Source organism: Flavobacterium sp. AC274 (assembly GCF_979258275.1).
Genome location: NZ_OZ409852.1, coordinates 3,002,615 through 3,024,584, shown reverse-complemented (window position 1 = coordinate 3,024,584; position 21,970 = coordinate 3,002,615). Strand labels below are relative to the sequence as shown.

At 32.8% G+C, this 21,970-nt stretch carries 19 protein-coding genes; 9 read left to right on the top strand and 10 right to left on the bottom strand.

Annotation, left to right across the window (positions count from 1 at the left end; all coding sequences use genetic code 11):
* Positions 1-78: 78 nt before the first annotated feature.
* The 8 genes from ACZZZT_RS13595 to ACZZZT_RS13560 all read right to left on the bottom strand — a co-directional run bounded on the left by ACZZZT_RS13595 (position 79) and on the right by ACZZZT_RS13560 (position 11,104).
* Positions 79-255, bottom strand: a complete 177-nt coding sequence (locus ACZZZT_RS13595) for a histone H1 (protein ID WP_042566514.1) — start codon at positions 253-255, stop codon at positions 79-81.
* Positions 256-541: 286 nt separating this feature from the next.
* Positions 542-1,870 (bottom strand): rhamnogalacturonidase, encoded by a 1,329-nt coding sequence (locus ACZZZT_RS13590; RefSeq protein ID WP_463460768.1) that lies wholly within the window; start codon positions 1,868-1,870, stop codon positions 542-544.
* 150 nt (positions 1,871-2,020) lie between these two features.
* The gene (locus ACZZZT_RS13585) at positions 2,021-3,304 is read right to left on the bottom strand and encodes a DUF4861 domain-containing protein (protein ID WP_463460767.1); all 1,284 of its coding nucleotides are present in this window, start codon (positions 3,302-3,304) and stop codon (positions 2,021-2,023) included.
* A gap of 46 nt (positions 3,305-3,350) precedes the next feature.
* Entirely contained in the window at positions 3,351-4,421 is a 1,071-nt protein-coding gene (locus tag ACZZZT_RS13580) for a glycoside hydrolase family protein (protein WP_463460766.1), read from the bottom strand.
* A 293-nt stretch (positions 4,422-4,714) separates the two neighbouring features.
* Complete coding sequence (locus ACZZZT_RS13575) at positions 4,715-6,250, bottom strand: sialate O-acetylesterase (RefSeq protein ID WP_463460765.1); 1,536 nt, start codon at positions 6,248-6,250, stop codon at positions 4,715-4,717.
* Positions 6,251-6,419: 169 nt separating this feature from the next.
* Positions 6,420-7,955 (bottom strand): RagB/SusD family nutrient uptake outer membrane protein, encoded by a 1,536-nt coding sequence (locus ACZZZT_RS13570; protein WP_463460764.1) that lies wholly within the window; start codon positions 7,953-7,955, stop codon positions 6,420-6,422.
* A gap of 6 nt (positions 7,956-7,961) precedes the next feature.
* Positions 7,962-9,266 carry a TonB-dependent receptor domain-containing protein gene (locus ACZZZT_RS13565; protein ID WP_463462433.1) on the bottom strand — a complete coding sequence of 435 codons (1,305 nt, stop codon included), beginning with the start codon at positions 9,264-9,266 and terminating at the stop codon, positions 7,962-7,964.
* Positions 9,266-11,104, bottom strand: coding sequence for a SusC/RagA family TonB-linked outer membrane protein (locus ACZZZT_RS13560; protein WP_463460763.1), 1,839 nt, complete (start codon positions 11,102-11,104; stop codon positions 9,266-9,268). The genes ACZZZT_RS13565 and ACZZZT_RS13560 overlap by 1 nt, the downstream gene beginning before the upstream one ends.
* 358 nt (positions 11,105-11,462) lie before the next feature.
* Here ACZZZT_RS13560 and ACZZZT_RS13555 point away from each other — a divergent pair, with 358 nt between their 5' ends.
* Together ACZZZT_RS13555 and ACZZZT_RS13550 are read left to right on the top strand one after the other, a co-directional pair.
* Positions 11,463-14,264, top strand: a complete 2,802-nt coding sequence (locus ACZZZT_RS13555; RefSeq protein WP_463460762.1) for a glycosyl hydrolase — start codon at positions 11,463-11,465, stop codon at positions 14,262-14,264.
* Between the two features lie 15 nt (positions 14,265-14,279).
* Entirely contained in the window at positions 14,280-15,404 is a 1,125-nt protein-coding gene (locus ACZZZT_RS13550; RefSeq protein WP_463460761.1) for a glycoside hydrolase family 88/105 protein, read from the top strand.
* Positions 15,405-15,507: 103 nt separating this feature from the next.
* Here the strand turns inward: ACZZZT_RS13550 and ACZZZT_RS13545 are convergent, their stop codons facing one another.
* On the bottom strand, positions 15,508-15,639 hold the full coding sequence (locus ACZZZT_RS13545; protein ID WP_463460760.1) for a hypothetical protein: 132 nt from the start codon (positions 15,637-15,639) through the stop codon (positions 15,508-15,510).
* Positions 15,640-16,049: 410 nt separating this feature from the next.
* The gene (locus ACZZZT_RS13540) at positions 16,050-16,373 is read right to left on the bottom strand and encodes a YcxB family protein (RefSeq protein WP_463460759.1); all 324 of its coding nucleotides are present in this window, start codon (positions 16,371-16,373) and stop codon (positions 16,050-16,052) included.
* A gap of 640 nt (positions 16,374-17,013) precedes the next feature.
* Here ACZZZT_RS13540 and ACZZZT_RS13535 point away from each other — a divergent pair.
* From ACZZZT_RS13535 to ACZZZT_RS13505, 7 genes are all read left to right on the top strand, one after another.
* Positions 17,014-17,136, top strand: a complete 123-nt coding sequence (locus tag ACZZZT_RS13535; protein ID WP_463460758.1) for a hypothetical protein — start codon at positions 17,014-17,016, stop codon at positions 17,134-17,136.
* 179 nt (positions 17,137-17,315) lie between these two features.
* Positions 17,316-17,774: a histidine kinase dimerization/phospho-acceptor domain-containing protein gene (locus tag ACZZZT_RS13530; RefSeq protein ID WP_463460757.1), complete on the top strand. Its 459-nt coding sequence runs from the start codon at positions 17,316-17,318 to the stop codon at positions 17,772-17,774.
* The gene (locus tag ACZZZT_RS13525; protein WP_463462432.1) at positions 17,702-18,103 is read left to right on the top strand and encodes a sensor histidine kinase; all 402 of its coding nucleotides are present in this window, start codon (positions 17,702-17,704) and stop codon (positions 18,101-18,103) included. Before ACZZZT_RS13530 ends, ACZZZT_RS13525 begins: the two co-directional genes overlap by 73 nt.
* 5 nt (positions 18,104-18,108) lie before the next feature.
* A complete protein-coding gene (locus tag ACZZZT_RS13520; RefSeq protein WP_463460756.1) occupies positions 18,109-19,425 on the top strand; it encodes a sigma-54-dependent transcriptional regulator in 1,317 nt (438 codons plus the stop codon).
* A gap of 403 nt (positions 19,426-19,828) precedes the next feature.
* Entirely contained in the window at positions 19,829-20,236 is a 408-nt protein-coding gene (locus tag ACZZZT_RS13515) for a hypothetical protein (RefSeq protein ID WP_463460755.1), read from the top strand.
* Positions 20,209-20,808: a helix-turn-helix domain-containing protein gene (locus ACZZZT_RS13510; RefSeq protein WP_463460754.1), complete on the top strand. Its 600-nt coding sequence runs from the start codon at positions 20,209-20,211 to the stop codon at positions 20,806-20,808. Before ACZZZT_RS13515 ends, ACZZZT_RS13510 begins: the two co-directional genes overlap by 28 nt.
* A gap of 59 nt (positions 20,809-20,867) precedes the next feature.
* Positions 20,868-21,860 (top strand): helix-turn-helix domain-containing protein, encoded by a 993-nt coding sequence (locus ACZZZT_RS13505; RefSeq protein WP_073398329.1) that lies wholly within the window; start codon positions 20,868-20,870, stop codon positions 21,858-21,860.
* Positions 21,861-21,970 lie beyond the last annotated feature (110 nt).

Here is a 21,970-nt window from a genome sequence, read left to right as displayed (position 1 = left end):
AACTAATAACTCATAATTAAAAAAGAAAACCTCGTTTAATTGCTTAAACGAGGTTTTATCTTTTTAGTTCAAAAAAGATTATTTTTTTGATTCTTCGATAGAAACTTTTCTGAATTCTTTTAAAAGTTTTTCAATTTCTAAAGTTGCTTTACGAGCTCTAGGTCCAGCAGCTTTAACTCCTTTTTCAGTTAATGATTCAGCCTCTGCTTTGAATGTGTCGATTTCGGCGTTGATTTTTACTAATAGATCTTTCATGCTTATACTTGTTAAATTAAGGCGCAAAAATAAAAGTTTGCTTGAAAGATAACGCAACTTTAGTGTTAAAATTATCACTCATTTTATCCCGAAAGTTAATATTTGATTAACTGATCTTCTTCATCATTCATTATCAATTCATTACAAAAATAACTTTTTTGAGAAAATTTTATCCTTATCACTTAGTAATCACCGTATAATGGCAATTTTCAGACATTTTTATAGTACAAATTATGCTCAAAAGTCAATACAACCGTAAACTCTTACATCTATGTGCTTCTTAAGCCTAATCAACTAATTGTTTGTTTACATAGACATTTTTAAATATTACGCCGCTTATTAAACTTTTGTCGATACTTGTTTTAACGGTTTCAATGTTTAAGTTTTCGAACGTAAAATTGGATAAACGAACATTCGGATCATTTTCAACTCCGTAAAAAGTCTCACATTTTAAGTCTATATTTTTTAAGGTAATATTATCTCCGTAAGAAAGCGGAATATCTTTTCGCCCTTTTAAATCAAAAAATTGTTTCCAGGCAAAAACGGCCAAACCTGTTTTTGCTTCTCCTTTAATATCTTCAACTCTTATGTACTCATAGCGCTGTGGTGTATCCGGGCGCATTTTAAGCCATAACATTCTTGATGCGCCGTCTATTTTACAATTGCGCATAATTACGTTTCTGTTATGAATTGATTCGCTTCCGTTTGTTAAGGAAGAATGACAAAATCCGAAATTACAGTCTTCTATGATTATATTCGCATTTGGTCCGTTGTTTTTATCCTGATCTGCATACGGTCCTTTTCCTCCTTTTAAAGCAATCGCATCATCGTTTACAGACAGATAACAGCCTTTTACTAAAAAATTAGTGCAAATATCAATATCAATGGCATCGGTACTTGGTGCTTTTACGCCAACATGTGGTGAAAATATATACAAATCGAGCATTTTTACATTATTGCATTTGTAAAAATGATTTGTCCAAAAACCCGAATTAATGAGTTTTACATCTTGCAATTGTACGTTGTTTGAATTCCATACAAAAACTAATCTTGGTCTTGAAACTTCAAGATTGGTACATTTTGGGTTTTCTTTTCGTCTTTGCCAAAATGCTTCCCAATATTTTTTTCCGTTTCCGTTGATGGTTCCTTTTCCTGAAATCGAGAAATTATCAACTCCATAAGCGTTTACCAAAGCTGGAAAATAATCCAGATTTTGTCCTTCCATTCTCGATGGCATTATCGGAAAATCAGCAATATTATCTGAACCTTTTAAAACTCCTCCTTCTGAAACGTACAAAGCTGTTTTTGGTTTAAAAAACAATGCTCCGCTTAAATAAACTCCTTTTGGAATCACAATTACACCTCCGCCATTTGCAGCTGCTTTGTCAATTACTTTTTGAATTGCTGTGGTTTGAATTTTGGTGCTGTCTTTACTTACACCAAAATCTGTTATAGTATATTGTTTGCCTAAATCTTTTAGCTGCAGCTTGGTATAATCTTTAAACCAATTTGAAATTGTTGTTCCGTCCGGGAATTTATCGTTTGCGTAATTTTGGGATAATGACACTTGCGTGAAAGCGAGAATGGCGATTATTATGGTTAGGATTTTTTTCATTTTTTTGGTTTGGTGTTAGTAGTTAGTTGTTTTTTTACACAATCTTGTCATTTCGAGGAACGAGAAATCACATAACGGAATTACGATCGTTGCTCTCTGGATGTGATTTCTCGTTCCTCGAAATGACAAAGCTGGCGTAAAAGCCTGCGGTTATTTTACCTCAACTTTAATTTTTGCTGACAATTGTTTCGCTAAATCCGTAACATAGCTGGTAAAATAAGCTGAATCTTTAAAGTTTTTATCTGCACTTAATTCCCAACCTGCGATTGGGTAATAACTAATTTGCTGATTATTTTTTACGTTTAATTTTATCAGATAGGAATCTGTCAATTGTCCGCTTTTTGGTGCTTCGATATATCCTTTATAAACATCTTTTGGAATAATTACGGCTGTTCCTAAAATCCATTGGCGATCGTAGGTTAGTTTATCATGCTGTATAAAACACACAAAATCTCCTGAATCAATTACTTGCAATGGGTTTTTATTGTTTAAGTTAGAAAGCGTTATAAGCAACGTTTCGTTTCCTTTTAAACCATTTAAAGAAACAGTGTTTTTATATCCATACATTCCTGGCCAGATCGAAGAAGTTTCTTGTGCGTCGTAATTATTTCCGTCTATTTTCCAGTTGTGGTAATTATAACTTAAAATTGAATTTACCGGACCTTCGCTCACGATTTTGAAAGTCGTTTTTTCGATATTGTTTACAGTGTCATTGGCGATAATTCCGAGTCTGTTGATTTTATCCTCTTTTAATAAAGCAAAACCGCCTAATCCTGCCGAATTTCCAACGGGAAAAATATCTCTTCCCCAATCGTACATAACATGATAATTGTCTTCAACGGCACCTTTGCTGTTTATACCAACATCTTCCGGGGTTATTCCCGGCAATTTTTTCCCGAAAACGTCTTTAGAATTTCTTCCGTCTAAATAATGCCTAAAGCCTACTTTGTCGTTTTCCCAGGTTGGTCCGTCGGTTTGGTATTTTTGATATCCTAATTTTTTATGTATCTGATTTGCCATCAAAACTTCTTGTGTATCTGGATGAACTGGTAGGTCTTTCCCATCTCTTTTTCCAAAACGAACACTTGTTTTTACAGGGAATTTAGGATCTGTTTTCGACCATTTTAGTTCTAGGGTTTTGCTTTCGTTTGGAGAAAAATCAGCAACTAAAAATAATTCATCCCATTTTCCATCTCCATCCAGATCATTTACCTGCGCCGGAATTGTATCTTTTTTATAAATCAAAATTGGATATTGACCTGTTTCATCTTTAATAGAAAGCTGATTTCTTTTGATTGAAATTGCTTTTTGAGACAATTCTATTTTTGAAGAATTTTTTAAAACAATTTTGTTTCCGGCTGTTTTTTGTTGTGCGTTAGAGCTTGCAAAAACCAATGCCGTAAATGCTATTGGGAAATATAATTTAGTTTTCATTATTTATTTGTTTATGCTGTTTGTTTATCATAACAATTTAATCATTTTATACTATCCTAAAAATAAAAGCCGAAGCTGTTTCGTATTTCCCTCCCTGAGAAGCAGTAAATAAATAGGTTGCTTTTCCATTTTGAAACAATAATTGCGGACGTTCTACACGGCCGTATCGGTTTAAATGTTTTGGTGCTTCGGGCTGTTTTATATATTTATCTAATGGCTGATAGGCTATTGAAGGATCGCTCCAGTGTATGCCATCGTCAGAATCCATATAAAGTCCGTGATCGATGCCAAAAACGCCCATATCCCTGGCTAACATTTTAAATTTCTTGTTTTCATACCATACAAAAGCATCTTCGCATTGCTGGTTATTTCCTAGTTTAGAAAAATCAATAAGCGGATTGTTTTCATATTTAATATAAGGTCCTTCTAAAGATTTTGAAATAGCCAATCCGTATTTTCTGTTTCCTTTGATTTCAAATTTTGGATGTACATAATTTTCTGTGTCCAATGATTTATAATAAAGCCAATATTCGCCGTTTTGACGTTTTAAAAAAGATGGGTTTGTAGTTAAAAGATCGTCCCATTCTCCTTTTTCTCCCGGTAACAATAAAGGTTTATCGGGTCTTTTCCAAGGGCCATAAAGTGAATCTGAAGTTGCTAAACCAATGCGTTTGGTATCCATTTTTCCGTTAGAATTTCCCATAAAAAACAAGGCATATTTTCCATCTACAAAATGAATGCTTGGATTATGGCAGGTTGTGGCGTCCCAAAATCCTTCTCCTCGCGGTGCCAAAATGGTACTTATATATTCGTATGGCCCTTCGGGTTTATCGGAAACGGCATGTGCAATTTCTGAGCTATTGATCCAGCCGCTCATTCCTTTTGATTTTTTCCACCTTGAAAAAAACACATGGATTTTTCCATCCGGACCTTCTATCGGGCTGTTGCACCAAACATAATAATCTTCAAATTCGAGTGCACGACCGACCGGACGAAGCCTTTTTTCAAAATCTGAAAGTTTTGGATCTTCCGAAAAAATATTGCTTCTGACGGGAAATGGCAAACATAAAGCCATTAACGCGAGGGAATTTCCGATTATGAATTTTCTTCTGTTCATTTTTAGATTTCAGATTTTAGACTTTAGATTTTAGATTCAATACTATGGTATATGCATTTTGTTATCCCGAGGAACGCAATCAAAATCGCCAATCTTTGTCGAGTTGCGCGTGTGATCCCTCGTTCCTCGGGATGACAAACTTTATGGTTACTTTGTCAAAGTTTTGTCAAAGTTTTAAACTCTGACAAAGCTTATACAGATCTTTTTTCCACATCGCTATGTTTATTTAAAACAAGTGAAACGTCTTTTTACGTTTCTATTGACTATGTTTCTATGTGTTTAAATAATTTCACTCAAAGTTTTTTCTCAATTTTATCAACCCAATCATCTGTTCTGAAAGGCGATGCGGGCAGGTTTTCATTATTGAATAAATTGGGTTCGGGAACTGCTTTCCATGCAAAACGAACGGCTGCGGGATTTTTTACTTTTAATGAAGAAACTACAATTGTTTTTCCCTCAATTTTGGCGTCGGCGGGATAAAAAATTTGATCTTCTCCGGCAATTTCAAATTCTTTTAAAGTTTCGCCTTCTTTCTTCAAACCCGAATCGGCATAATCAAAAAACAACTGCACTTTTTGTTTCTTGATTTTCATATTCTTGTAAATAGGTCCTGAATAGACCAATTTAGTTTCATTGTAGGTTTTGGCTCGGGCCAATAAAGCAAGGCGATGTCCAACGGTTTGTTTGTCTATTGGGTGAATGTTGTTTGCGTCGCCAACATCTGTGGTAACAGCCATTCCGCTATTTGGTATCGTTTTTAAAGAAAATAATTGCGCTTCGCGAATGTCAGGAGTTTGTCCTTTATGAGGTGTGATTTGTACATAGTAAAAAGGGAAATCTCCTTGTTTCCAATCGTCTCGCCAGTTTTTTACCATTGCCGGAAATAAGGTTCGGTATAAATTTGCCTGACCGGAATTGCTTTCGCCCTGATACCAGATTACGCCTTTCATTGTATAATTTATGAGTGGATATAACATTGCATTATAAAGCACATAAGAAGTTTTATTGGCTTCTTTTTTTGGCTTTTTTAATTCTAGTTTTGGAGCATTTGCAGCGCTTGCTATTTGTTGGTTTATGGAAGCTAAATAATAGGCTTCGAGTTTTTCCTGATACAATTTTTCATTTTTAGCATCTTGCTGTAAAATCGGCAAAAAGGAGACATCTTTTTCCAACACATTTTGAGACGTCCAGGCTTCTGCTTTTGTTCCTCCCCATGAAGTTGAAATTAATCCTATTGGGACGTTTAATTTTTGATACAATTCTCTTCCGAAGAAATAAGCCACGGCAGAAAATGTATTGATACTTTCCGGCGAACATTGTTTCCATGAGCCAATTACACCATCAAGAGGTTTTGGTGAGGCATTGGTTAAAACCGTAAACAATCTGATATTGGGAAATGAGGCATTTTTAACTTCTTCCTGATAATTTTTTACTCCGGTTTTCCAGGTTCCTTCTTCTTTTCCCACAGGAAAATACATATTTGATTGTCCGGAACAAATCCACACTTCGCCAATTAAAATGTTATTAAGTACAATTTTATTATTTGCGTTTATAGTAATTGTATAATCTTTTTCGCTTGCGTTTGGTGTGTCAACCGTAACTTTCCAATTTCCATCGGCGTTTGCTGCCGTTTCTATTGCCGCATCTGACCATCCTAACTGAATGTTTATTTTTTCGTTTGGAGACGCCCATCCCCATAAATTGACTTTTGCGTTTTGCTGCAAAACCATATTATCACTTACTAAAGCTGGTAGTTTGACCTGAGCTGTAAGGGAGAATTTTGCACTAAAAATCAATAAAAACAAAAGAAGCTTTTTTAAGTAAATCATTGGCATTGCGTTATTAAATCCTGAACTTTAAATTTAAAATAATTAAACACAAAAAGCATCCTGTGCTTTCCTGTTTATTTAGCATTAGAAAAATGCAAAAAAGCTGTCAAAAGAGACAGCTTTTTTCAAAAAAAACAAAATATAAAAAAAAATTGGGGGCAAAGTTTTTTTAGTCGTAACCAATATTCTGATCATACAGTCCCGGAACAGCAAGTATTTCAGACAACGGAATTGGATAAATCAACGCATTATTATCTATTGTTCTTATTTTTCCATCTGTATCTTCAACTGCTTTCCAGGCGTTCATGATTTCTACTGCTTTTCCTGATCTGATTAAATCAAACCATCTGTTTCCTTCAGAGAAAAATTCTTTTCTTCTTTCTGCAAACAATTCATCTAAGGTAATATTTGCAGCATTTGCCGTTACACCTGCTCTTGTTCTAACCTCATTTACAATAGCATCAACATCGGCCTGCGAGCCTCCGCCTCCATGAAGCGTACATTCGGCCATCATCATTAATACATCTGTGTAGCGAATTACCATAAAATCTACGCCCCAGTCTTCACGACCGTTTCCATATCTTGCGGGATCAATATATTTTTTGAAAACCGGTAGTGTGTAACTTCCTTTGTATGTTCCTGAAGCTACTGTATAACTTGTAGCTATACCGAAAGCTTTTCTTTTATCGGTTGCTGCAAACATGTTTAAGAACTCGGTAGAAATTTCTTTAGCTTCCAATGATCCCTGTGCTGATAAATTGAAAGAAGCAAAATAAGGTTCATAGCCTAGTTCGACCATAAAATTACCTCCTACACTAAGCGGCAAACTTTGTGTGTACGGAATAGTCAAAACATTTTCTTTGTTTGCATTTCCTTCTACTTTAAAAATAGCATCATAATCTGCTCCAAACACGTATACGCCACTTGTTTTTATATCGTTTAATTGCTGATACGCTTTATCCCATTCGTTTAAGCCAAGAGTAGCACCATCAATTCCGTAGGTCGGGCTTGAGCGTGTCATGTAAACAAGGCCTAATAATGCTTTTGCTCCGTATTTAGAAACTCTTCCGTAGTTTGCGGCATCGTATGACGGAGGAAGATCAGGAATAGCCTGTTCAAGATCTGAGATTATAAAATCATACACTTCTGTAACCGGAGTTCTTGGTATTTTAGCAGCTTCGGGAGCTGTCATTGTTCTTTCGATTAAAGGAACACGTCCAAACCATCTGATTAAATCAAAATAACAAAATGCTCTTAGAAAACGGGCTTCGGCAGCCATTGCTGTTTTATCTGCAGGATTTGTAAAAATCTGATCTCCTTTTTCTGCAATTTTTTCAAGCAACTGATTTGCTTTATTTATCGCATTATAATTACTTGTATACGCTTCTTTTATATATGAATTAGAGCTAATGTTGGTGTAAAAACTATTAATTCCTTCCCACTCCCTTGATGCGGTTGTGGTTGCATACAAATTATCGGATCTGGTTTCGCTTAAATTCAATACCCTGTTGGCATAACCATAAGTTCCGGCGCCATGAAAAGCTACAGAATAGGTTGCATTTCTGGCCTGAACGAAATCGCCCGGAGTAGCATAAAAATTCTCTATTGTTCCTTGAGACAAAGGCAACTGAGTCAATTCATCATTGCAAGAGGTAAAGGCAAATAATACCAAAGCACTTGCAGCTAAATAAATATATTTTTTCATTTTCTTTTAATTAAAATTAATGTTAAGACCTAAAACAAGTGACTTTGCAAGAGGTGCTCCTCCATAATCTACCGGTACAGAAAAATCACTATTTGAACTTGCAGATGTATTTACGGCTTCCGGGTTAAAACCAACTTTGTATTTGTTCCAGTTGAACCAGTTTTCTCCGGTGATATAAAGCCTTGCATTGTCGATTCTGCTAAAACTTTTTACAGCTTCTCTTAAATTAAAGCCTATTGAAATACTTCTGATACTTACATAATCTGATTTATACATCCAGTCAGAGTTAGCCTGATATCCAAACGAAGTTCTCCAGTTTCCTCTTACGGCCGGGTCAACGTCTAAAGAATTTTCTACAGATCCCATTCCGGTACGGTCAATGGCTCTTCCTGTCAATCCATAAACTGATCCTCCATTTTGTCCTTGTACCAAAATATTTAAATCAACATCTTTATATTTAAAAGTATTGGTGATTCCCCAAGTGTATTTTGGTGTTGGATTACCTAAATCTACACGATCTTCTGAGTTGATTTTTTTATCTCCGTTTTGGTCAATATATCTTGGATCTCCCAAGACTAGTTTGTTTCCTCCAATTGTAGTTCCGCCTCCATCGATATCAGCTTGTGTTACTACACCATTTTGCTGTAATCCGAAAATGGTATACATTGGTTTACCAACTTCTAATTTTATAAACGGAACTCCTCCATCAAACGAATTACTGATTTCAATTTTAGACTGATCAGGACCTAAAGCCAGGACTTTATTTTCGTTATGACTTATATTTGCAGAAGTTCTCCATTCGAAATTATTTGTTTTTACGTTTAAAGAGTTTATTTCAAATTCCCATCCTTGATTTTGGACTTCTCCAACATTGGTTAAATAACTTGTAAATCCGGTTGCGCCAACGATTGGAACTCTTAAAAGCAATTCGCTGTTGTTTTTTCTATATACTTCGAAAGTTCCTGAAAGTCTGTTTTTTATAAATCCGAAATCTATACCTGCATCAACACTTCGTGATTCTTCCCAGTGCAGTGAAGGGTTAGCAATTGATGATGCGCCCTGCCCGATTGCAGCTGCTCCGCCAATTGAATAATTATACGAAGCAAGTGTGGCATATGAAGCATAACTTCCAATATTATTACTTCCGTTAATACCTGTACTGGCTCTCAATTTCAAATCACTAAGCCAATCAACATCTTTCAAAAATTCTTCTTGTTTTACTCTCCAGCCCAATGAAAGAGAAGGAAATACTCCCCATTGTCTGTCTGATCCAAATTTTGAAGAACCATCACGTCTGATACTGGCAGAAATCAGGTACTTTTCTTTGTAATTGTATTGTAATCTGGCAAAATAAGAAAGTAATGTACTTTTTCTGCATTTGTAGAACCTAATGATCCTGTTGGCAATGTTTCTACAGTAGAACTGTTATAAAGCGCACCAGATGACAAAGTAGATCTCATGATTTCATACGAACTGAAAGACTGTCCTAAAAGCAAATTGAAATTATGGTTTCCAATAGACTGATCGTAGTTTAAAGTATTTTCATTTACTAAATTTTGTCTTCTGTACGTATTATATGCTCCTCTAATACTTGCCTGAACATCGTTTGGTGTATAACTTTCATTGGTATTATCTGAATTATCAAAATTGATTGTGCTTTTAAACGTAAAACCTTTTGCAAATTGATAACTGGCATAAGTAGAAATCAAAGTTCTGTACATAGAGTTTTTTCCCGTTCTTGCCAACGCATTTAGCATGTTGGTTGTACTGCTTCCCCACGCATATCTTGTGGTGTATTTTTCTCCGGCAGCATTTGATGCACTTTCAAAAACAGGAGTTGCAGTAAGAGCCTTAAATAATGTATTGTCTTTACCTTCAACACCCGGATCATTTTTTACAGAATATGAAGGGGCTATATTTATTCCCATTTTAAAAGAATCAGACAACTTTACATCAACGTTTGCTCTGGCAGAAAATAAAGTATAATCAGTACCTACGATATATCCGGTATTTTTTTGGTAATTGGCAGATACGTAATAATTTACGGCTTCTGTCGCTCCTGAAACAGACAATTGATAGTTGCTAAATTCTCCTGTGCGGAAAACTTTATCCTGCCAATCGATATAATCTAACCCAGGATGTCCCGGCATATCCCATCTGTCATCATACAAATATGTGAAGTATCTTGAATTTGCAGTTGTAAGCGGAGCGGTTGGGTTTACTGCATTATAAGCTGCAATACGCTGCGCCGTGTTTTGACTCGCTGATGCACCTGCAATACCAGAACCAATCCATTGTGAATCGATCATGGTTTTGGCTCTGCCAATCCATTCTTCTGACGATAACATATCTACTCTGTTGGCTTCTTTGTTAACTCCTCCGTAAGTATTAAACGTAAATTTTGGTTTTCCTATTTTACCTCTTTTTGTGGTAATTAAAACAACTCCGTTTGAGGCTCTTGATCCATAGATTGCTGCTGCCGCGGCATCTTTTAATACTTCGATCGAAGCCACATCATTTGGGTTCATATTATCGAGCGGACTACCACTTGAAAAACCTCCGTTGCTGTTTGATCCCTCGGTATAAATTGGAAATCCATCTACTACATACAACGGTTCATTTCCTGCCGTGATAGAACCTGCTCCACGAATTTCGATACTAAAAGGTTGTCCCGGTAAACCTGTAGTTTGCTTAACACGAACTCCGGCTACCTGCCCTACTAATCCCTGATCGATTCTTGAAATAGGCCTTTCGGTAAAATTCTCTGTTTTAATACCCGAAATCGCTCCGGTTGTTAATTTTTTCTTTTGAGTTCCGTATCCAATAACTACAACTTCATTTAAATTTGAACTTTCAGTATCTAAAACAATGTTGTAAGTATTTGAAGTTCCAATTTTTACTTCTTTGGTTACAAAACCTATGAAAGAAAAAACCAGCGTTTCTCCTTCTGAAACCTTAACACTGTATTTACCATCAAAATCGGTACTGGCCGCTCTTTTTGTACCTTTTACAAATACATTGGCTCCCGGTACCGAGAGTTTGGACGGATCTGTAACTGTTCCTGTAACCACTTTTTCTTGCGCATAACCCACAGAATGGAATAATCCAAACAGGGCTATAATCAGCAATAGATTAAAATTATTTTTCATAAAAAGTTTAATTTGGTTAATTAATTAGTTTAACCAAATTTATTTAGAAGGGAATCGCACAGCATCCTGTAGTATCCTGCTAACTATCAATATCTTATATTTTTATTTGTATTTTATTTAACAAAAAAGCAATATAAGTAACTGATTTACAATGCGAAAAATATAAATATCATATTAAAAATTTTATGCATTTATTTTTTTAAATCCGTATTGAAATTCGTATAAATATAAATTATGATAAAAATATTAGCCAATTTTAAGATTATTTCATATTTCAAACAGGACGCTACAGGATGGCAATTTCAAGAAGGACTTTTACTTTTACTTTATTGGATAATCATCTTTTGAATCTTAAATAATGAGACTAATCAAAACCTATTTCTTTGTATTCTTTTGCATTGTATTGACTTGTCATTCTTTTGCACAGAAAAAATCTGAATCTCCATGGCCAAATTCTACCAATATCAATCAGCCATGGGCACGTTGGTGGTGGATGGGAAGTGCTGTTGATAAGCCAAATTTGAAGAAAAGTCTTTTAGATTTTCATAATGCCGGAATTGGTGGTGTAGAAATAACTCCCATTTATGGCGTAAAAGGAGAAGAAAATAATTTTATGGATTATCTGTCTCCAAAATGGTTAGACATGCTGGATTATACCATTCACATTTCAGACAGTCTGCACATGCAGGTAGATATGGTTTTAGGAACCGGCTGGCCTTATGGCGGATCTCATGTTACACTGCAAAATGCCGCAACTAAACTAATTATCGAAAAATATCAGCTTAAAAAAAATGAAACTATTGACAAAAATATAGTACTCGAAAACACAAAAGAAAAAATACCTGCCGAGCTTTTGTATGTTGTCGCTTATGGAAATGACGGAAGTTATGTAAACTTAACAGATCAGTTAAAAGATAAAAATTCAAAAGTAAACGACAAAGGAATTGAAGGAAGTCCTGTTTCGATGCAGAATCCGTTAAAACCAAATAAATTAAAATGGAAAGCTGTTAAAACAGATTATACGATATATGCTGTTTTTAGCGGAAAAACCGGTCAACAGGTTAAAAGAGCGGCTCCGGGTGGAAGCGGTTATACTTTAGATCATTATTCTGAAGAAGCATTAAATGCTTACGTTGTTCCGTTTAATACAGCTTTTAAAGGTCGTGAAGGAAAAATAAGAGCAATTTTTAATGATAGTTATGAAGTGTACGGAACTGATTTTACTCCTAAATTCTTTGAAGAATTTAAAACTTTAAGGGGTTATGATTTAAAACAACAAATGCCTCTTTTACTAAACGAAACTGATAATGAAATTGGTAACCGAATAAGAAGTGATTACAAACAAACGATTGCCGATTTATTACTCAATAAATTTGATAAACCGTGGACAGCTTGGGCAAATTCCAAAAACTTTAAAACAAAACTGCAGGCGCACGGTTCTCCCGGAAACCTGATCGATTTGTACGCTTCGGCAGATATTCCGGAATGTGAAACTTTTGGTTCTATGCCTTTTGATATTCCGGGTTTTAGACGTGAGAAAGAAGACATCCGTGAGGGTGATGCTGATCCGGTTATGCTAAAATTCTCCTCTTCGGCAGCACATATTTCAGGGAAAAATCTGGTTTCTTCTGAGACTTTTACATGGTTGAGAGAACATTTCAAAACAGCTCTATCTCAATGTAAACCTGAAGTTGAAGACTTGATGTTAAATGGCGTAAATCATGTTTTCCTGCATGGATCAACTTATTCGCCAACAAGAGCTGCGTGGCCGGGATGGCAATTTTATGCTTCGGTAAATTTTAATGCCAACAATAGTATTTGGGAAGATGCTCCTGCCCTTTTTTCTTATATTTCGAATTGTCAATCGTTATTGCAACAGGGAAAACCAGATAACGAAATTTTGCTTTACTGGCCCATTTTTGATGTTTGGGACCAATATCAAAAAGGTAACTTATTTTTTCAATTTAAAATACATTCGTTATCAGAATGGTTACATGGAACATCTTTTTATGATACTACAAAAAGCCTTCTGAAAAAAGGATATGGAGTTGATTTTATATCGGATAACTTTATTACTGAAGCAAAGGTTATTGATGGAAAGATCAGTTTGCCGGGTGGAACTTTTAAGTCATTAATTATTCCGTCCTGTAAAAAAATGCCGCTTACCACTTTGCAAAAATTAATAGCCTTAAAAAAACAAGGTGCAATTATTATTTTTGAAGGATTACCAGAATCTGTTCCCGGATTTAATGATTATAAAAAACAGGAACAAGAACTTCAAAATCTTTTAAAGACGAATAATGAATTTGTAAAACCGGTTTCGGATATTTTTATTGCTTTAGAAAATGCAAAAATACAGCCGGAAACACTTGTAAATTCTGGTTTAAAATTCATCAGAAGAGACGTTAATGGTGAAAAAATATATTATTTGGTAAACCACACTCCTAAAACAGTTGATGAATTTATTCCGTTACAAATTGGCAATAAAGAAGTTATTATTCTTGATGCATTAACGAAAGAAGCTGGAAATGCAATTGTAAAAAAATCCAATACGAATACTTTAGTAAAAATTAAAATTGAACCGGGACAATCTTATTTTTTAAAAACAGAAAATACGGCTTCTCAAAAAAAATGGAATTATTACGAACCTGTAACTGAAGCTATTTCTTTAAAAGGAAACTGGAAAATTAACTTTGACAAAGGCGGACCAAAATTACCAACAAGCGCAACAATTTCAACTCTGGAATCCTGGACTAAATTAAGTCCGGATGCTGAAGCTTTTTCGGGATCTGCAACTTACTCTTTGGAATTTGAAAATCCGAATAATAAAATAGAAAACTGGAGTTTGAATTTAGGAGATGTGCGCGAAAGTGCAAAAGTCTGGCTTAATGATAAATTTATCGGAACCGCATGGTCTGTTCCTTACAAGCTGAATATCAAAAATTTAAAATCCGGAAAAAATATTTTAAAAATACAGGTCACTAATCTTTCTGCCAACAGGATCAGGGATAAAGAATTAAAAGGTGAAGAATGGAAGATTTTTTACGAAATAAATATGGTTGATAAGGATTATAAAAAATTTGACGCCACAAAATGGAATCCAATGCCTTCGGGATTGTTGGGGCCGGTTACGATTACGCCATTAAAAACTACAAACTAATTAACCGAATATAAGATGAGAAAATTACTTTTAAGCTTTACGATATGCTTTTTGTACACCAATATAATAAGTGCACAGCAGCCATTTGATAAAAAATTAGTACTAAAACAAATGATTTTGGCGAATGATTATTTTATGCAAAAATGGCCTGAAACCGGTAAAACTATCATTACCAACAAAGAACGCCCAAGTAACATCTGGACACGCGGTGTTTATTATGAAGGATTAATGGCATTACATGAAATTTTTCCTAAGGATGCTTATTATGATTATGCTTATTCGTGGGCTGAATTTCATAAATGGGGATTTAATGGCGGAAACACGACCCGAAATGCTGATAATTATTGCGCAGCTCAAACCTATATTGATTTATACAATTTAGAACCTGATCCTAAAAAATTAAAAAATACAATTGCAAATACCAATATGCTATTAAACACTCCACAATTAGACGATTGGTCGTGGATTGATGCGATACAGATGGGAATGCCTGTTTTTGCCAAAATGGGTGTTTTAGAGAAAGATAATCGCTATTTCGAAAAAATGTATCAAATGTATATGTACACCCAAAATAATCATGGAGACCACGGTTTGTTTAATGTAAAAGATGGTTTATGGTGGCGTGATGCCGATTTTGATCCTCCGTATAAAGAACCAAACGGCGAAGATTGTTATTGGAGCCGTGGCAATGGCTGGGTAATTGCAGCTTTGGCAAAAGTATTAACCATAATTCCTGAAAAAGCGCCACACAGAGAACAATATGTAAAAGATTTAAAATTGATGGCTGCAGCATTGATTCCTATTCAAAGACCTGATGGATTCTGGAATGTAAGTTTGCATGATCCAACAAATTACGGGGGCAAAGAATTATCAGGAACAGCATTATTTGTTTATGGAATGACTTATGGCATTAATAACGGTATTTTGAAAAAGGAAACTTATTTACCCGTTATCCAAAAAGCATGGAATGCCATGACTACGGAAGGTTTACAGCCTAATGGATTTTTAGCCTATTTACAATCAACAGGAAAAGAACCAAAAGACGGTCAGCCGGTAACCAATGATAAAATTCCGGATTTTGAAGATTATGGATTGGGTTGTTTTTTACTCGCCGGTTCAGAAATTTATAAAATGAAATAAAAAAGTTTCATTAATTCAAAAAGCCCATTCCTTTCGGTTTGGGCATTTTTTTAGTCTTACAACTTTAGTTGCTTTTGCTTATTATTTAAGAGTAGGTAATAAATTAACCGGCATTCGCTATTACTAATTTTTTAATCGAAGTATAAGATTGATTTTTCTGTGCATAAAAATTAGATTCAGACACTTGTTGTTTAAAACCTAATGTGCTTTTAAAACTAGATTTTAAATCGTTCATGATTTCATTTCTGGTCTTTGAACCGTCTAATAGAAGCAAATCATTAAAATCTTCTAAGAAAATTAAATCTGTGTATAATTTTTTATTAAAAATACATACTAAGATATTGATTCCTTTTTGTAAAATTTAAAAAATTCAATCAATTCAAACTTATTGTAGATGACAAGAACTATCCTGTCGAAATTTATTATTTGATCTTCTGTATGGTCTAAGGCGGTACTATCAGTAAATTCAAACTCATTACTAAATTTTCGCTTAAACATTTTCATGAAAACTTTTTTGTTGTCACATACTAAAATATTCTTCTTTCCCATCTTTATATTTTTTATTATTCTTCAATAATAAAACTGAATTAATAAGGTCTTCCGGTTTGGTTATTTTTAGTTTCAAATAAAATAAATAAGCAATTATTACATTTTTGTAATCTCAATTACATTACGTTCTACAAATGCAATTAATTCATTTATATTTCTGCCGTTATTAAATTTATTCGAAATGGATATGATATGATGATCATCATCTTTTACATATAAAAAGAAAAAATCTTTGGTCAGAACAGCTCTTTCTATCTGGCTCCATTTATGTGCAAAAGCTCCTAAGGGTGAGTGAACATAAATGAATGAATTGGTAAAATTTAATTTATACTTTCCTAAAACAGTAGTGTAATCCGTTATTTTTTTAGTTATCCTAAAAATGGTTTTACAGATTGCATTTACAAAAGAATAGCGAAACATTAAGAACAATATAATGACAACAAGATTTCTTAATTCCCATATTATAAGATCTTCATCTTTACTAAGATTAAAAAAATCTAAAAAGATTAAAAAGATCAGAATTAATGCAAAAAAATGGTAACTCTTTCTTTATATAAATCTTTGTAATACATTTTGTTTAACTTCTGTATTTCAGCAACATTCAATTCAAACTCTAATGAAAATTTGGAAGTATTCATATTCTTTTAAACCGCTATTTAATTTAGGTATCTTTTGTTTTTGTTTTGATCTTTTCAATAATTTTTAAATTACTAAAAGACTAAGACAAAATTACTCTTAACATAAAGTTGATATTCACCGCAAAAGCTTTTAGAATAGTAAAATAGGACTTTTGAATAAGTAACGTATGTGCTTTAAAAAATAGTTTAAAAAAATTAGAAGTAAATAAAACTCAAGAAATCTTCCTTTTTTTCCTACATATCCATATAACTCAAAAAACAATCTTAATAAGGTATATAAATATCAGAATAAGGCTAAAAATTAAAACTTATTTATTTTATTTTCAAATAGTTAAATAAAATCTAAATTTAGAATACAGAGAAGATTATTTAAGTAATTTTGGACTTTATTTAAAAACAGAATACAGAATACTTCCTACAAAATGAAATTTGCTACCGCTGAGGAAAAACTTAAAGAGAGAGTAAAAGAACTTACTTGCCTTTATGAGATTTCAAAAATAATATCAAAGACAAATTCTGATCAAGAAGAATTTTTAAAAAAATAATTGTAAGTACAAAAAAAGCATGGAGATATAGTGAAGATGCTATTGTAGAAATTCAGATTCGGGATAAACACTATATAACAGCAGCACTTTCACCGGAAACTGTTTATCAAAGTAGTTACTTATATATAGATAGTGTCAATATTGGTTTTATAAAAGTACATTATCCAAAAAATAAGTACATGCAAAATCATCTTTTAGAAGATGAACAAAAACTGCTGGATACTATTTCTTTTGAAGTTGCCAACCACATTGAAAAAATCAAAAAATTAGAAAGAGAAGATTTACTTAGGAGAAGTGCAGAAAGAATAGATCGATTAGCAATTCTTGGTGAAATAACCGCTGGAATTGCCCACGAGCTTAATACGCCTCTTGGAAATATACTTGGATTTTCTGAGCTCATCAAGGATAATAATACAAATCCCGAAATTGACTCTGATATCTCTATAATAATAAATTCCGTTTTATATTCTCGCGAGATTGTAAAAAAATTACTTTTTTTCTCGTGCGAGATGCCACATCAATTACAATTAGTTGAAATAAAACCTATTATACATTTCGTTCTTTCATCTCTGAATCAAAATTTTCAAAAAAAGAAATTAAAAGTGATGTTGTTTTTAAAAATGAGAAAATCGCTGTAAAAGTCGATTCGGTACAACTAACACAGGTTCTCTTCAACTTACTAATCAACGCTATATATGTTTCCCCACAAAAAAGCTCCATTAGAATTGTCGTTAAAAGTGATCATAAAAATGTGATCATAAAAATTGAAGACCAGGGCCCGGGAGTACCCGAGGATATCAAGCATAAAATCTTTGAACCTTTTTTTACCACCAAGCCATTAAATGATGGTAACGGACTCGGTCTTAGCGTTGTTCATGGCATCATAAAAAAACATAAAGGTGAAATAACAATAGAAGACAACCAGCCTACCGGCGCAATCTTTACAATAAAAATACCGCTAAATTAATTATAATGAATCTTAAAAAAGAGAACGTTCTTATTGTCGATGACAATTATGATATGCTTAATCTACTTCAACGTCATTTAAAATCATTCGATTATTACACTTACAAAGCTTCGTCTGTAAATGAAGCATTAGATGTACTAAAACACAATACAATAGATTTATTAATTACAGATCTTAATATTCCTGACATAAATGGCATTGAGTTATTAAAATATGCAGAAGAGCATTATCCTCTACTGCCAAAATTAATCATAACCGGACTGCCATCTATAGAAAATGTCGTGAGAGCCATAAAATCCGGTGCATTAGATTATTTAATAAAACCGTTTACAGCGGAAGAATTGCAAAAAGCAATACAAAACTCTTCTCAAAAAAGAAAACCGATTGTAGAAAACATACACGATAAAGCTGAAAACAATTATGCAGGGATAACTGGATGTTCGAAAAAATTTAAAAATTTAGTAGAAATAATAAAACGCGTAGAAAACAACAAAGTTAGTGTTCTTATAGAGGGCGAAAGTGGCACAGGGAAAGAACTAATTGCAAAAGCAATTCACTTTAAAGGAGCTTTTTCTAACATGCCGTTTATATCTGTAAACTGTTCAGGAATTCCGGAAAATTTAATAGAATCTGAATTGTTTGGTTATGTAAAAGGTGCCTTTACAGGAGCCGGTGAGTCCAGAATTGGCTTTTTTCAGGCCGCTTCTGGCGGAACTATTTTTCTGGACGAAATTGGCACAGCATCATTAGCATTACAAACTAGACTTTTAAGAGTATTACAAGAAAAAGAAATCACAAAAGTTGGATCCAGAACTCCAGAAAAATTAGATGTTAGAATTATAGCCGCAACAAATGACGATTTATTTCAAATGGTCCAAAAAGGCACATTTAGAGAAGATTTATATTATCGCTTAAATGTTATTAATATAAAGACAGAACCCTTAAGAGAACGAAAAGAAGATATAATACACTTATTAAACAATTTTATCAAAAAGTACTCTGCTGAATTAAACAAACCAGGAATCACAATTAATTCAAAAGTTACAGAAATCTTACTTCGATACTCCTGGCCCGGAAATGTTAGAGAACTCGAAAACGTCATACAAAACATGATCGTAATGAGCGATGACACTATAGAATTACAGCATATTCCGGAGCATCTGAAATATCATATTCCTGAACAAAAAGGGATTCTTAAATCATTAAAAGAATATGAAAAAGAGCAGATCATAAAAGTATTAGCGGCCGTAAATAATAATAAAACTAAAGCAGCTCAAATTTTACAAATAGATCGCAAAACACTTAACCAAAAAATAATGTAAGCAGGGTAATATTTCCCTGTTTGGTACGAAATTCCCAGCTTAAAAAACAAAAAAAATATTTTCTAAATTTTCTACAAAAGTGACTAGTAACTTGTTATAGTTTTAATAAAGTTTCAGGCATATCTTTTGTATAAAGTAAATGTATGAAACAATTACATTTAAAAAAATCACATAAAGTTTATATTAGAATAATATAAGACATAATTAATAGGATATATGAGACAAAATTTAAATTATTAATCGACAGTATTGCTCACAAAATTTAGAATGTAAAAATTGGTATTATTAGAAAAGAAAAAACATTCTTTTTTATTAACAAACAAACTTATACAACTACAAATCAAATTATTACACAATAATAAAATAAAATAAATTAACTTTATATACTTAAAATTCAAATACCATGAAAAAAATTGAACATTACTATGGTGCAGATTTAAATTGGGTTGAAAATTTTGCAGAACAATTTGGCGGTAAAATAGACGGTAATTTTATTATAGTACCAGAAGAATTTCAAACAGGCACAAGATATTTTTTTGATTGTGGAGATGGTATTATAGCGTATTATCTTAATGTAAAATATAATAAAAATTTAAATCTGATTCAAAAAAACACAAATAGTGATTTTATTGGTTTTTATTATAATTTAACTGATGGTGAAGCAACATTATCGGGTCATAATTTCATGAAAAACGTAGGAAGATGGCAATATAACTTATCCGTAATTGATGGTTCTCTTGAATCTAATTACTTTGTAAAATCCGGAAGCAGTACCTATGCTTTATGTATTTTTATAAAAAAAACAGTATAAAAGAATTTGCCGAAAAAAATAATATTATACTTCCGGACGTCCGAAAAATAATCGATCCAACAAAAAATACTGTTGTAAGATTTGACAGAATTAGTAGTGAGAGCTATCATCTATTAAATGACTTGCGAAAACTTCCTGTAGGCGGACCAATATTTAATCTGAATCTGGTTGGTACTGTACACATGTTAATTTCTAATTACTTAAAAAAAATATCCCGTAACAGAGTTATTATCCAAACTGTTAATCAAACAGATCTAAATAATATAATAGCTATACAAATGTTTCTAATTGAAAATATTGAAGAACATTTCCCGAGCATTTCTGTAATAGCAGGCAAAGCAAATATGTCAGAATCAAAATTTAAGAATTTATTTAAAAAAATTACAGGCTGTACCCCTAATACATTTTTCATGGAAAATAAACTACTATTGGCCAAAGAGTTACTTGAAAAAAAGCAATTATCAATATCGCAAGTTTCTGACAAATTAAATTTTACCAATAACTCCTATTTTGCCTCAAAATTTAAAGAACATTTTGAAATGTCTCCAAAAACATTTGTCAAACAACTGTAGGTAGCGCTTAAATGATTTAAAAACAAGTTTTTATTTTTTACATAAAAAACTATTTGTACATGAAAAAAATTACTCATTTTTATAGTTTAACGCCAGAATGGCAATACCAGTTAGCCGAAGAAATGGGGGCTAAACTTATTGACAACAAAATAATTGAAATTCCTGAAGCATTAGGCAATGGACATACTTATTTTGCCCAAATTACCCCTGAAATTTCAACTCTCTTTATTGATTTTACATTAACGTCTCCTCTTAAAATAACCAGATTACATTCTAATAACGAGCTGTATATTTTTCATTATGATTTAAGTGAGCACATAAATCTGATAAAGATTAACAATGCAGATTATGAAATTGGTTCTTTTGACAAACTTGATTTAGCTATAATTGATAATCAACTGGAGAGTTCTTTCAAGCCAGCAGTTAACGAAAGAGCATTTGCTATACGTTTACTCGTTGATAAAAAATTATTAGCTGATTTTATAGAAAAATATTCGAGTAAAAACAAATCAAAACATGCGGATAAAGATGATACGAAAACTTTTTATCATTATGGAAACATTGACAGTAACAGCATATTGCTAATCCAGTCTATTAAGAACAAATCTGTATATGATATATCATTTGATTCTCTTCTTAAAGGTATTTCTCTAAAATTGCTAGGGAACTTTTTTAATAAATTTTATGATTCACAAACAGAAAAAAATGAAATAACAGAAATTGAAAATGAAGCAGTTAACAGAACAAGAGACTATCTCGTTAACAACCTATACGGACCATTTCCTTCTTTAACATTTTTATCAGCAATGGCAGGTATGTCTGAATCTAAATATAAAAAAATGTTCAAAAAATGTTTTAATAACACACCTAATAATTTTTTTATTACAGAAAAAATGCACCTCGCCAAAGAACTATTGGAAAGTGGTGAATTTCATAGTTTAACGGATGTTGTTTACGAATTGAATTATAGTAAGCTAAGCTATTTTTCATCAAAATATTATGAGCTTTTTAAACGTAAACCTTCTGAAGATTTAATTAAGAAGAGACATTAGCAATTTATTATTTTTTCTCTTTAGATATTGTCCATACAATTTTATTAATTATTTATAATAAAAAACAGGATGTTCAAAAGAACATCCTGTTTTTTATTATCTATTATTCA